Origin of the sequence: Chimaeribacter californicus, assembly GCF_002858675.1 — a bacterium.
Taxonomy (GTDB): domain Bacteria; phylum Pseudomonadota; class Gammaproteobacteria; order Enterobacterales; family Enterobacteriaceae; genus Chimaeribacter; species Chimaeribacter californicus.
In genome coordinates this window covers 1-11953 of record NZ_PJZF01000035.1, presented here as the reverse complement: position 1 = coordinate 11953, position 11953 = coordinate 1, and the positions used below count along the sequence as shown (strand labels likewise).

The following is an 11953-nucleotide window of genomic DNA, read 5'->3' as shown; positions in this document are numbered from 1 at the left end:
GCAATTACAAAATACGTAAACTTACCGGCGCTGCCAATTACAAAAGCCGTGTGTTTGCCAGTGTGCAAGCCATCTGGCCATTGCTGCGCGGGCATAATGAATATCAGGATAAGGCCCTGCCGGATTAAATTGGTTCGTTTGCGGATCGCCGTAAATCCTGAAAAGATCGGCAGTATCTGCAACGCAAACCGGCCGTAGTAACATCCTTTTTGATCTTAATTCCATGGCATTTTCCCGAAATATAAAAGTACCCCTATTTATACCCGGAATTCTGGCGGGAAGTAATAACCTTGGCCGCTGTATATTATTAATAACAGCCTGCGATCGCTTCGCGACGTTATTATTCCCTGCCCGTCAGGATGACCTTTTCAGAATATCCTGTTATTGATTGCATGATAGGGTGGGGCAATGACAGGGCGGACTAAAGAGGAAATTATGGGGCGATTTACCAATAAACGCATAGTCATTACCGGTGGCTCCAGCGGTATGGGGCTGGCGGGGGCGTTGCGGATTATTCATGAGGGCGGGAAGGTGGCCCTGACCGGGTTAAATGCGGATCGCCTGGCGGAGGCAAAAGCGCGGCTGCCGGCGGATTCTCTGGTGTTATGTAATGACGCAGCAGATGAACACGCTGCCACGGCACTGGCAGAGGCTGTAAAAGAGTGGGGTCAGCTTGACGGCCTGTGGCTGAATGCCGGTTATGCTGAGGTCGGCGCGCCTGAAACAGTCACGGCGGAGGCGTTTAACGCCATGATGAATGCGAATGTGCGGGGGCCGATGCTGCAACTGGCTGCGTTATCCCCACTGCTTAACCCCGGTGCTGCGGTATTAGTTACAGCATCCTCTTCAGTTTACGAAGGGGCACCCGCGACCAGCCTGTACGCCGCGACCAAAGGCGCGGTAGTGGCCATGACGCGCAGCTGGGCGTCGGCCTTGGCAGAGCGGGGCATCCGGGCAAATGTGCTGGTGCCGGGGCCGATAGAGACAAACTTCCGTGACTTTATGCCGGAAGCGGCGCGCAGCCAGTTTGAGGAATTTGTGGTCAGCCAGGTGCCGCTGAAACGGGCAGGGCGCGCCGAGGAAGCCGCCGCCGTGGCGCTGTTCCTGCTGTCAGACGACGCCTCTTACGTTACCGGCAGCCAGTATGCCGTGGACGGCGGGTTGGTGCGCCAGTAATACGGTCGCTTTTCCTGCCGGTACCGGCATCTGCCATACCTTCATCAACAATAGCGATCGTGAGGTACGCCTGATGATTGTGGGTGAAGCGAACAAAGCGGAGAACGAAATCTACTACCCGATGCACCCGGACTACGCCGCCACGCGCACCGACCGCTGGGAATCTCCCCCACCGCAGGATTTCGGCCCGCATCCGGGGAAACCCGATAAGCGCTGACCTCAAATACCAGATATAAAAAAAGCCGCGTAACGCGGCTTTTTTATTGGCAGAAAACTGTTAGCAGGCAGCTGTTCTGCCGCAGAGTGAGAGCGCTCGCCTTCACTCTGATAACGTTCCGAAAAAGCGAACGCAGGTTGTGAACCCACGGGGATAGTACAAGTTTAGTGCACGGGTGTCATGTTGAAAATGACGTTTTTTTCAGCGTAACAGATGACTTTTTTCAGAAAAAATAACCGAAATCAAGATATCGGCGAATTTCGTAAAAGCAGGCTAAAAAAGCGTTCCTCCTTGTAGCACGTCATTGCTATCTTCTTGGCCAGGCCTGTTCCACTGGTTTAGCAGCCGGGCACCGTGCTCTGGGAGCAGTATTGTCCACCTCCGCGACGCAGGTTGTGAACCCTGCTTGTTTCGGCATTGGTTTCACGGTGGGGCAATGGCGATGCGCGGTCTTTGCGGAGATCGCCGCATGAAAAAGGCATTATCACCTGGATAATGCTTTTTCTTGCCCTGGTGACGCACTATCCAGAGGGTGAGGGGTGGAAAATTTACACCTCTATTACTCCTCAGGTTGTTGTTAACCAGCACAAGTAAAGCCAAAGAAACCGCCGCCTGTATGGGGCGGTCTCTTTTACCGGTGCAACAGATCAGCAGCCTCTGAACCCCTAAATTTAGTTACATCATGCAATTTTTTTATAAGACAGGTTTCCAGACAGCTTGTGCGCGCAAACAAAAGTCAGGCAGTAAACATGGCGCGCCGTGACCCTTATACTGCTGCCGGGAGGCGTTCCGTAACGTTATGCCGGAAAACAATAGGCCGTGGGCGACGGGCTGGTGCGTCATTAAGGCGTTTGGATGGGAAGCATTAAACGCCGGCAGCTGGCCGGGAGCAGGGCGGGGAGGCAGTGATAATAGGGTAAGTCGTCGGGAGAGGGCGTCAGTACAGGTTTTCCCCGTTCAATAGTTGGCTGCTCCCCGCGCTAAAGGGTGGGGCAGTCATTGCTCAAAAAGCCCCAGGCCTTTACGGCGGATAATCGCCAGCATCCGCAGCGCGGCACCATCAGGCTTTTGGCTGTCATGTTGCCAATGGGCAGGGCTTTCAAATCGTGAAGGGCTGATGAAAACTGGGCCACGGCGGCCGCCCGTTGTTTTGCCGCTTAACCCTGTGGTTTCCGGCCTGCCTGCGGCTTCAGGCACGGTGACTGAGTCGTGGCCTGCCTGCGCCCGTTCATCGCGTCTTTTCCATCTGTTCATCATGCTGACTCCGTCATCTGTTCTCTCGCTCTCTTTAAATAGTTCCACCTAAGGTAATTTTCAATCGTTTCTGTTTTTTGACAGCCGCGATGTTTTATCCCCCGCCTCACTATGGCTGAGGGCAGGGGACGGCATCAGAACTTGATTAACGGACGGCCATTACTCTCCATCGGCAGGCAGAAAAGGCTCGCCCAGTGTCAGCATCAGCCGGTTGGCCCAGGCAAAGAAGGCGGTGGCCTGCACCAGATCGAGCAGTTCCAGCGTATCCAGCCCCTGATCGCGCAACGCCTGAATCTGTTGCCGGCCCGCCACCGGCGGCGTGGCAGAAAGGGCTGCGGCGAAGGTAATCACCGCCTGCCAGCGCGGCGACTGGCCCTGGCTCAGGCTCTGGCCGGGTGCCACGTCCAGCAACTGCTGAACCGCCTCCGGCTGTTTCGAGAGCTGCCCGGCCTTGCGCGCATGCACAGAGGCGCAATAAATACAGCCATTGACCTTGCTGGCGACGGTAGCGGCCAGCTCCCGCTCCGCACGCGGCAGCCCACCGGCAGTATAGAAAATTCCTTTGTCGGTCAGCGTCCGTTGCTCCAGCACCGGCAGGTTCCGGGCGAGCAGACGGAAGTAATCGGAGTCCGTGTGGCCAAAGCGTGCCAGCGTCGCCTGTTCATCTTCAGTGAACTGGGCCAGCGGTTTGGACACGATCCAGGGCGTCCAGCCCAGCTCCTGTTGGGTAAAGGCGACCGGGGCCGCTTTGCCGCTGTGGGTCAGCGGCTGGGTGTGCCACTGCCCGGCCGGTGTCGCTTGCCCTTGTGGTTCGCCCTGGCCGTTCAGCAGTTGCAACCCCTGTAACAAACGGCTCTGAAAACTGACAAATGCCACCAGTTGTGACAACGTCACAATACCGGCCAGTGTCCAGCCAGCCTGTTGCAGCGCCTCCAGGTGCGCTGGGGCGGCCGAGACCGGCTGGAAGGTGAGCCGCTCCGCCTGTTCCAGCGCCGTGCTGATGCGTTCGCCGGACGGGAGGCTTTTGCCCTGCTGCGCATAATAGTCAGCCAGCGCCGGGGCCTGGTGCCAGGCGGCAACCTGGGCGGCCACCACCAGGCGTTCAGTCAGCGGGAAATCGGCTGAGCCTTCCCCAAACAGCGCCTGGTAACTGCCCTGAGTCGCGTGGGTCGCCGCATCCCGCTGTTGGCGCACCGCCGCCAGGGCGGAGTCAGGGGCGATACCGGCCAGGTCATTGAGTAAGTCATAAGGTTGTGTCATGCGGTTATCTCTTTGGCAGAAGTCATGGAAGAGGGGGACCAGCCCAGGGCCGGGCCGACGTCAGCAGCAAGTAAATCAATTGAACGCAGAATCTCCGCATGGGGCGGGTCAATCGAGTGCACCTGGAAGGAGATGTCCGTTACCCGTTGCAGGCTGCTGTCTCGCAGCAACGAGGCACGCACATCTTCCGGTGTGCCGAGGTGCACATCAAAGGCGGCGATGTAGTCATCCAGCGTATCGCCGGGGATCTCATGGCCCAGCGCACGATGGTGCGCCGCCTGCGCCTGTAGCCCCGGTTGGGCCAGTGCGCGGGCATGGCGGGTGCTTTCCGTCACAAACGCAGTGCGGGAGGCCAGAATGCGCGGTGCGGTGCCGGGCGGCAACGCGGCCAGATAGGCATCAATGATCGGGTTCTGGATGGCGTCCAGCGGCAGCCTGGGTTGCCCGGCCGGGCGCGGCTGGGTGCGTGACAGCATCAGGCCATGCCCATCGCGGCCCGCCTGCGCGGCGCCTTCGGCTGAAAACGTGGCGATCCAGACCCGCGAGGCCAGCTGCGGCGCAGGCGGGTAGAGCCGGTTATCCGGGTGGCCGAGCGTCTCGCCGCGCCAGGCGCGTAACAGCGTGTTCAGGTGGCTGGTAAAGGCTTCCCGCCGCTGGTCGCTGGTCAGGCCAAACGGCAAAAACGAGGTCGGTGTGCCGCCGGAACCCAGGCCAATCTCCAGCCGCCCGGCCGCCAGCAGATCGAGCACGGCGGCATCTTCCGCCACCCGCAGCGGGTTCTCCATCGGCAAGGTGATGATGGCGGTGCCAAGCCGGATGCGGCTGGTCTGTGCGGCCACAGAGGCGAGGAAAACCAGCGGCGCGGGCAAGCCGCCCTCATGTTCATGGAAATGGTGCTGGGCAATCCAGGCGGTATCAAACCCTGCCCGTTCTGCGCGCTGGATCTGCTCGGTGGCCAGCCGGTAGCGTGCCTGGGGCGAGGTTTTATCCAGCAGGCGGGTAAAGAAGCCCAACCGTTTTTGGCTCATACATACTCCTTAGGGGGAATGCCCAATGCAGGAATGGCATCAATCAGTTCCTGGGTGTAGCTGCTGGCCGGGTGACTGAACAGCTCTGCCACCGGCCCCTGATCCACCACCTGGCCGGCACGCAATACCGTTACGGAATGCGCGATGCGCCGCACGGTGGCGAGATCGTGCGAAATAAACAGATACGTCAGCCCCAGCTGTTGCTGAAGTTGCTGAAGCAGGCTGAGGATTTGTGCCTGCACGGTGACATCCAGGGCCGAGGTGGCCTCATCCAGCACCAGAATGGCGGGTTGCAATACCAGCGCCCGCGCAATCGCCACCCGCTGGCGCTGGCCGCCGGATAACGCCCGCGGCTTACGGGCCAGCACTTCAAGCGGCAGCGCCACGCGCGTGGTCACCGCCTCCACCCGCGCCCGGCGTTCGCTTTTGCTCAGCGGCGCAAAGTTCAGCAACGGCTCCTCAATAATCTGGTACAGGCTCTGCGAGGGATCGAGCGAGGCGAAAGGATTCTGGTAAACCAGCTGGATTTTCTGCCGCAGCTGCCGTTGCGCCTCACCGGACAAGCCGGTGGTGTTAATCCCGTCCAGCACCACGCGCCCGCTGTCAGCGGTCTGGAAACCCAGCAAAATACGCGCCAGCGTACTTTTACCGGAGCCGGACTCGCCCACCAGGGCGTGGGTGGTGCCGCGCGGCACGCTGAAGGAGACATCCCGCAGGGCCTGCAAAGGGTGCGACCCGCGCGGGCCGAGTGAGAAGGCTTTGCTGATCCCTTCTGCCACCAGCGCCGGGGCGGCAAGGGGGGCAGGGCGCGCCGTCACCGGCGGGGCGAGCGCGGAGACATCCGCAAACAGCTGGCGGGTGTAACTGCTGCTGGGGGCGGCAATCACCCTGGCGGTCGGGCCGTGCTCCTGTACCTCGCCGTGGCGGAACACCAGTAACCGGTCAGCGCGCTGGGCCGCCAGCGCCAGATCGTGCGTCACAAACAGCACAGCGGTGCCGGACTCGCGGCGCAGGTCGTCAATCAGGTCGAGGATGCGTTTCTGGACGGTGACATCCAGCGCGCTGGTCGGCTCATCGGCGATGATCAGCGTGGGTTGCAGGGCAATCGCCATGGCGATGAGCACCCGCTGTTTCATGCCGCCGGATAACTGGTGCGGATACTGCTGCGCCCGTTGTTCAGGGTGGCTTAAGCCCACGCGGGTCAGCAGGGCGATCACCCGCTCATCCCGCGCTTTCCGGCTTAGCCGCTGGTGCAGCGTCAGCACTTCGGCCACCTGGCTGCCGATGGTTTTAATCGGGTTAAGCGAACTGCCGGGGTCCTGCGGGATCAGGCTGATCCGGGCGCCGCGCAGGCTGTCGAGCCGCCGCTGCGACCAGCTGCTGATCTCCACACCGTTAAACAGGATGCGCCCGGCGTCGCGCTCGCCGTTTTCCGCCAGCAAGCCGATGATCGCCTGCGCAGTGGTGGTTTTACCGGAACCGGATTCCCCCACCAGCGCCACCATTTCCCCGGCTTCCAGCGTAAAGGAGACATTATTGACCACCCGCTGGCGGTGGTGGCCGTTGCGGTAGCTCAGCGTCAGGTTCTCTAACGCCAGTAAAGGAACAGGGTGAGCGCTCATCGGCGGCCTCCGGAGAATTGGCGGCTGATGCGGTTGGCGGCCAGCACCACGGCCACTACCACCAGCCCGGGGAAGGTGGTCAGCCACCAGGCGGTTGAGATGTAGTTACGCCCTTCGGCAATCAGCAGCCCCCATTCAGGCGTGGGCGGTGGGGTGCCGTAGCCGAGAAAGCTCAGGGTGGAGAGCGCCAGGATCGCACTGCCGAATTGCAATGCCGAGAAGGCGATCACCGACGTCAGGGAATTGGGCAGAATATGCCGCCACAGCACGCGCCAGAAGGTACCGCCGCTGCCGTAGGCCGCCTCCACGTAGTCGCTGTGGCGCACACGCACCACTTCTGCCCGGGCCAGCCGGGCAAAGTTGGCAATAGACGTAATACCCACCGCCATGGCCGCATTGACCGTGCCGAAGCCCAGCAAAATAATCACGCTCAGCGAGAGCAGCAAACCGGGAATCGACAGCAGCACATCGATCATCCGCATCAGCACGCCCTCGGTTTTGCCGCCCACTGCCCCGGCGACGACGCCCACAAGGGTGCCTGCCACCAGCCCGATCGCCACCGCGGCCAGCGCCCCGGCGAGCGAGTGGGCGGCACCGTAGACGATGCGCGCATAAAGATCGCGCCCCAGCTGATCTGTGCCGAGCCAGTGCCCGGCCTGCGGGGCGAGCCGCTGCGCCCCGGCAACGCCTTCGGTGCCGCTGTAGCCGGTAAATAACGCCGGGGCGAGGGCCGCCAGGATCACGGTCAGCATCACCAGCCAGGCGATCAGCGTACCCACCTGCCATTGACGGCGCGGGCGGCGCACCGCCGGGGCAGAAATATTGCCGGAGGCCGCAGGGGTGCCGGCAGCGGAATAGTCCACAAGGCTCATGTTCTGGCTCCTGTATAAACGTGCAGACGCGGATCAATAAGCGGGGTGAGCAGGTCAACGATCAGGTTAATTGCGACAAACCCCACGGCCGAGATCATCACAATCGCCTGTAATACCGCGACGTCCTGATTGTTCACCGCCTGTTGGGTTAACTGGCCGAGGCCGCTCAGGCCGAACACGGTTTCCGTGATCAGCGCGCCGGCGATCAGTTCCCCCAACAGCAGGCCCGCCACCGTCAGCGCCGGCAGCAGCGCATTCAGGGCCACATGCCGCCAGAGCACCCCGCTGTAGTGCGCCCCTTTGGCGCGGGCAACGGCAACAAACGGCTGGGTCTGTACCTCGTCAATCGACCGGATCAGGATTTGCGCCAGCGGCGCGGAGATCGGCACCGCCAGCGTGATGATGGGCAGAATCAGCCCTTCCCACTGGCCGGGGTTGATGATTGGGATCCAGCGCAGCTGGAAAGAGAAGATCTGAATCAGCGCGATGCCGAGCCAGAAAGTCGGCACAGAAATAAACAGCGAAGGCAGCCCCTGCAACGCGTTTTTCAGCCAGCGCCAGCCCACCAGGTTGGAGACAAACGCCAGCAATGCGGCCAGCAGCAGCGCCAGCGCAAAACCGGGCAGGGCCAGACGCAGGGTATCGGGGAAGTTATCCGCGATCAGTTCACTGACCGGCACCCCCGCCTGCACCGAATAGCCCAAATCCCCGCGCAGCATCGCCCACAGCGTATGCAGATATTGCTGCCACAATGGGCTGTCTGCGCCATAGGCCAGCCGCATCTCAGCAATCTGCGCCGGGCTGAGGCCAAGGTCAGGGTTCTGGAATTTAATCAGGATGGCGTCGCCGGGCAGTACCTGCAACAGCACAAAGGAGACGGTAAACGCCGCCCACAGCACCAGCAGGGCCTGCGCGAATCGCAGCATCAGATAGCGGTTCATCGTCTCACCTCGCGCTTAATGGGGAATTAATGTTTTTCGAGCCAGGCCGCATAGAAACTCGGCCGCCCGACCGCTTCAAACGTCAGCCCTTTCAGCCAGGGCGCCCCGGCAAACACCTGCGGCTCCTCAAAGATCGGGATCACATAGGCGTTATCCAGCAGGTAGCGTTGTGCGTCCCCCGCCAGCTGAAGCCGTTTCTGCGGATCAACCTCGGCGGAAATGCCTTCCAGCAGCGCATTGAGGCTGTCGTCACGGAAGCTTTTCACCTTGTCGCTGGAGCCGCCTTTCTGGAGCAGCGCATCACGGTTGGCCGGGTAGAACATGCTTTTGATCACATCCGGGTCGGCGCGGCCGACTTCCGACACCGTCAGCGGCGTCTTCTCCGGGTCAAGGCTGTCCAGGGTTTTGCTGCCGGCATCACCGGCCCGCACCGTCAGGCTGACGCCGATCTGCTTCCACTGCTGGGCCACCAGCTGCAACACCTCTTTGTTCTGGGGCTGTGGCAGGGATTCATACACCGTCAGCGCCAGCCGCTGGCCCGCCTTCTGGCGGATGCCGTCGCTGCCCGGCACCCAGCCCGCCTCATCCAGCAGCCGTTTTGACAGCGCCGGGTCATAGGTGAGTTTGTCTGCGAGGTTAACGTAACCGGCGGCGGAGCGGGCAATCACAGAGGTGGCCTGCGGGTAGTTGGCGGAGAAGAGGGTGTCCACCACCTGTTTGGTGTTGGTAGCGTGCAGCAACGCCTGCCGCACCTTGAGGTCGGCGACCAGCGCGTTATCCGGGCGCAGGCTGATGCTGTCATTCACGCCCCGCGTCGGCGCGGCATACACCGGGACGTGCTGTTCAGTGGCCTGCTTCTCGTCATAAGCCTGCACCTGGCGGATGACGTCCGCCTGACCGGCCAGCAGCGCACCGATGCGCACGCTGTCTTCCGGCGTCACGATAATGTGGATGCCGTCCAGGTTGGCCGGCCCCTGTTGCGGTGAATTCTTCGGCCCCCAGTGGTAATCCTTGCGGGCCACCAGATCGACCTCGCGCCCCAGTTTTTCATCACTGACCACAAACGGCCCGGAGCCGATGATGTGGCGCGCACTGCCCAGCGCATCAAAATTACGCGCCAGCGTACTCAGCGAAACCAGGCCGGAACCGATGGTGGCGGTACCCTGCAGGAAGCCCGGCGACGGTTTTTTAAAGAAGAACTTTACCGTCAGCGGGTTCACCACTTCGCTGTGGTCGTAGTTATTGATCACTTCTGACACCGGCAGGCGGTTCTGTTTGTTGCCCAGCCCGTAGGTATCGAAATTTTTGGCGACGGCGTTGGCATCCAGCGGCGTACCGTCTGAGAAGGTCACGCCGGGGCGCAGCGTAAAGGTGTATTCGGTTTTATCGGCGTTGGTCGTCCAGCTTTCAGCAATCCACGGCTCAATCGCCAGCGTCTCCGGGTTCTGCCAGGTCAGCTTGTCGGTTATCTGGTTAAGAATGCCGCCGTTCGGGTAAAAGCCCCCGGCCGGCGGGTAGAGGTTGGTATGCGCCTGTTGTTCAAGGTAAATAAGCGTACCGCCTTTGGCCGGCGTGTCAGCGGCATAACTGGTGCCCATCCCGGATAACAGGGCGAATGCGGTGCTTAATGCCAGCGTGCGCTGAACAGCATTAAGGCGGAAGGATGTAAGCATGGTGAATTCCTTTTTTTATCATGAACCCTGATGGGCTGCTTCATCATCAAGCCTGAGCCGGGGCAGGGTGAACCAAGGAATTCAGCTAAGTAATGCTGGAAATGGTATTTGGCAGGGCGGGCAGCGATCGCCTTGCGGTGGCGCACCCGCCGGTAAGGTAAACCGGTTACCCGCGCAGCCTGCTTTCAGGCGGCACGGCCGGGTAATACCGGCAGGGCCGCCAGCAGTTTTTTTGTCCAGGGGTGTTGGGGGGCGGTAAAGACGCTGTTCACCTCGCCATGCTCAACGATTTCGCCCGCCCGCATCACCAGCACCCGATCGGCGAGATGGTGGATAACGCCAAGGTTATGGGAGATAAACAGCAGGGCAGTATGATGTTCAGCCTGCATATCGGCCAGCAAATCCAGCACCTGCGCCTGGACGGAGACATCCAGTGCGCTGACCGGCTCATCTGCCACCAGCAGCGCCGGGTTGGGGGCAAAGGCCCGGGCAATCGCGACCCGCTGGCGCTGGCCGCCGGACATCTCACGCGGATAACGTTGCAGGAAACCGGCCCCAAGCCGTACCTCGTCCAGCAGTTGAATGACCCGCGTGCGCCGGGCGTCACCGAAAATGCCCACCGCATCCAGGCTCTCGCCGATAATTTTCTCCACCGTATAACGCGGGTCAAAAGAGCTGAGCGGGTCTTGTGCAATCAGCTGGAGCGTGCTGCGCCGTGCCCGGCGTGCCTGCTCGCTGACCCGGCTCCACGCTTCACCGCCCAGGGTAATCAGGCCGCTGTCCGGTTCGGTCAGCCCCAGCACCATCCGTGCCACCGTGGTTTTGCCTGAGCCGGACTCCCCGACAATGCCGAGCGTCTCACCGGCTGCCAGTTGAAAACTGACATCACGCACCACCGCCTGTTCGCCATACTGTTTGTTGAGGTGACGGGCCTCCAGCAGCGGCGCACCGGCGGCGGGCATTCTGGCCGGCAGGGGCGCGGGTTCCGGCGAAGAGAGGCGAAAGCCCCGGGTTTGCGGGGTCGGCACGGCCTGTAACAGATGGCGCGTCCAGGGGTGCTGCGGCGCGCGCAGCAGGGCATCTGTGGCACCTTGCTCAACCACCTCCCCCCCACGCATCACCAGCACCCGGTCAGCAAGCTGGCCGACCACCGAGAGATCGTGGCTGATCAGCAGCAGCGCCTGGCCATCGTCGCGGCGGCGGTTCAGCAGATCCAGAATCTGTTTTTGTACGGTCATGTCCAGTGCAGTGGTGGGCTCATCGGCAATCAGCAGCGGCGGCCGGCCTGCCAGCGCGGCCGCAATCAACGCCCGCTGGCGCAGGCCGCCGGAGAGCTGGTGCGGGTAGAGGGCGAGCCGCTGCCGGGCATCCGGCATTCCGGCCGAGGCCAGCAATTGCAGGCTGCGCTGGAGGATATCCAGTTTCACGCCGGGGTGCGTGGCCCGCAGGGCATCGCTGAGCTGCTGGCCAATACGCCGCAGCGGGTCAAGCGAGACCAGCGCATCCTGCAACACATACCCAATCTGGTTGCCGCGGATAGCCCGCCAGCGGCGGGAGTCCGCCTTCAGCATATTTTCGCCGTTAATCAGGAAACGATCGGCGCTGATCTGCGCATGGGGGTCGTGCAGGCCGATCAGCGTCCGGGCGGTAACGGTTTTGCCGGACCCGGACTCGCCCACCAGGGCCACCGATTCACCGTGGTGCAGTTGCAGGCTCAGCCCTTTCACCACCGTTTTCAGCCCCTCTTCAGAGGGGAACTGCACCGTCAGGTTGTGGATATCGATAAAGAGTGAACGGCTCATCGAATGCCTCCGAGATACCCCGTCCTTTTAGGGCGGGGAGGAAAGGAGGCGGTTTTCTGCCTGACTTCTTTTTGTTTGACCATCGTCAATGCCTCTCACATTTTTGCC

General features: G+C 61.5%; 9 protein-coding genes and 2 pseudogenes. 2 read left to right on the top strand and 9 right to left on the bottom strand.

Annotated features, from left to right (window positions below):
• Positions 1–33: 33 nt before the first annotated feature.
• Positions 34–225, bottom strand: a pseudogene (locus CYR55_RS24060) (GNAT family N-acetyltransferase); the annotation flags it as partial.
• 210 nt (positions 226–435) lie between these two features.
• On the opposite strand from CYR55_RS24060, the gene CYR55_RS22280 reads away from it, so the two are divergent.
• Both CYR55_RS22280 and CYR55_RS22275 read left to right on the top strand, forming a co-directional pair.
• On the top strand, positions 436–1176 hold the full coding sequence (locus CYR55_RS22280; protein ID WP_101818507.1) for an SDR family oxidoreductase: 741 nt from the start codon (positions 436–438) through the stop codon (positions 1174–1176).
• Positions 1175–1393, top strand: a pseudogene (locus CYR55_RS22275) (cupin domain-containing protein); the annotation flags it as partial. The gene CYR55_RS22280 and the pseudogene CYR55_RS22275, both read left to right, overlap by 2 nt.
• A 996-nt stretch (positions 1394–2389) precedes the next feature.
• On the opposite strand, the gene CYR55_RS22270 reads toward CYR55_RS22275, so the two are convergent.
• The 8 genes from CYR55_RS22270 to CYR55_RS22235 all read right to left on the bottom strand — a co-directional run bounded on the left by CYR55_RS22270 (position 2390) and on the right by CYR55_RS22235 (position 11845).
• Positions 2390–2695, bottom strand: a complete 306-nt coding sequence (locus CYR55_RS22270; protein ID WP_146001022.1) for a hypothetical protein — start codon at positions 2693–2695, stop codon at positions 2390–2392.
• Between the two features lie 111 nt (positions 2696–2806).
• Entirely contained in the window at positions 2807–3907 is a 1101-nt protein-coding gene (locus CYR55_RS22265; protein WP_101818505.1) for an alkylhydroperoxidase domain protein, read from the bottom strand.
• Complete coding sequence (locus CYR55_RS22260; RefSeq protein WP_101818504.1) at positions 3904–4935, bottom strand: putative FMN-dependent luciferase-like monooxygenase; 1032 nt, start codon at positions 4933–4935, stop codon at positions 3904–3906. Before CYR55_RS22260 ends, CYR55_RS22265 begins: the two co-directional genes overlap by 4 nt.
• On the bottom strand, positions 4932–6557 hold the full coding sequence (locus CYR55_RS22255; RefSeq protein ID WP_101818503.1) for a dipeptide ABC transporter ATP-binding protein: 1626 nt from the start codon (positions 6555–6557) through the stop codon (positions 4932–4934). The genes CYR55_RS22260 and CYR55_RS22255 overlap by 4 nt, the downstream gene beginning before the upstream one ends.
• Complete coding sequence (locus tag CYR55_RS22250) at positions 6554–7429, bottom strand: ABC transporter permease (protein WP_101818502.1); 876 nt, start codon at positions 7427–7429, stop codon at positions 6554–6556. Before CYR55_RS22250 ends, CYR55_RS22255 begins: the two co-directional genes overlap by 4 nt.
• Positions 7426–8370, bottom strand: a complete 945-nt coding sequence (locus CYR55_RS22245; protein WP_101818501.1) for an ABC transporter permease — start codon at positions 8368–8370, stop codon at positions 7426–7428. Before CYR55_RS22245 ends, CYR55_RS22250 begins: the two co-directional genes overlap by 4 nt.
• Positions 8371–8396: 26 nt before the next feature.
• The gene (locus CYR55_RS22240; RefSeq protein WP_101818500.1) at positions 8397–10043 is read right to left on the bottom strand and encodes a TIGR04028 family ABC transporter substrate-binding protein; all 1647 of its coding nucleotides are present in this window, start codon (positions 10041–10043) and stop codon (positions 8397–8399) included.
• Positions 10044–10228: 185 nt separating this feature from the next.
• Positions 10229–11845, bottom strand: coding sequence for a dipeptide ABC transporter ATP-binding protein (locus CYR55_RS22235; RefSeq protein WP_101818499.1), 1617 nt, complete (start codon positions 11843–11845; stop codon positions 10229–10231).
• Between the last annotated feature and the right edge of the window lie 108 nt (positions 11846–11953).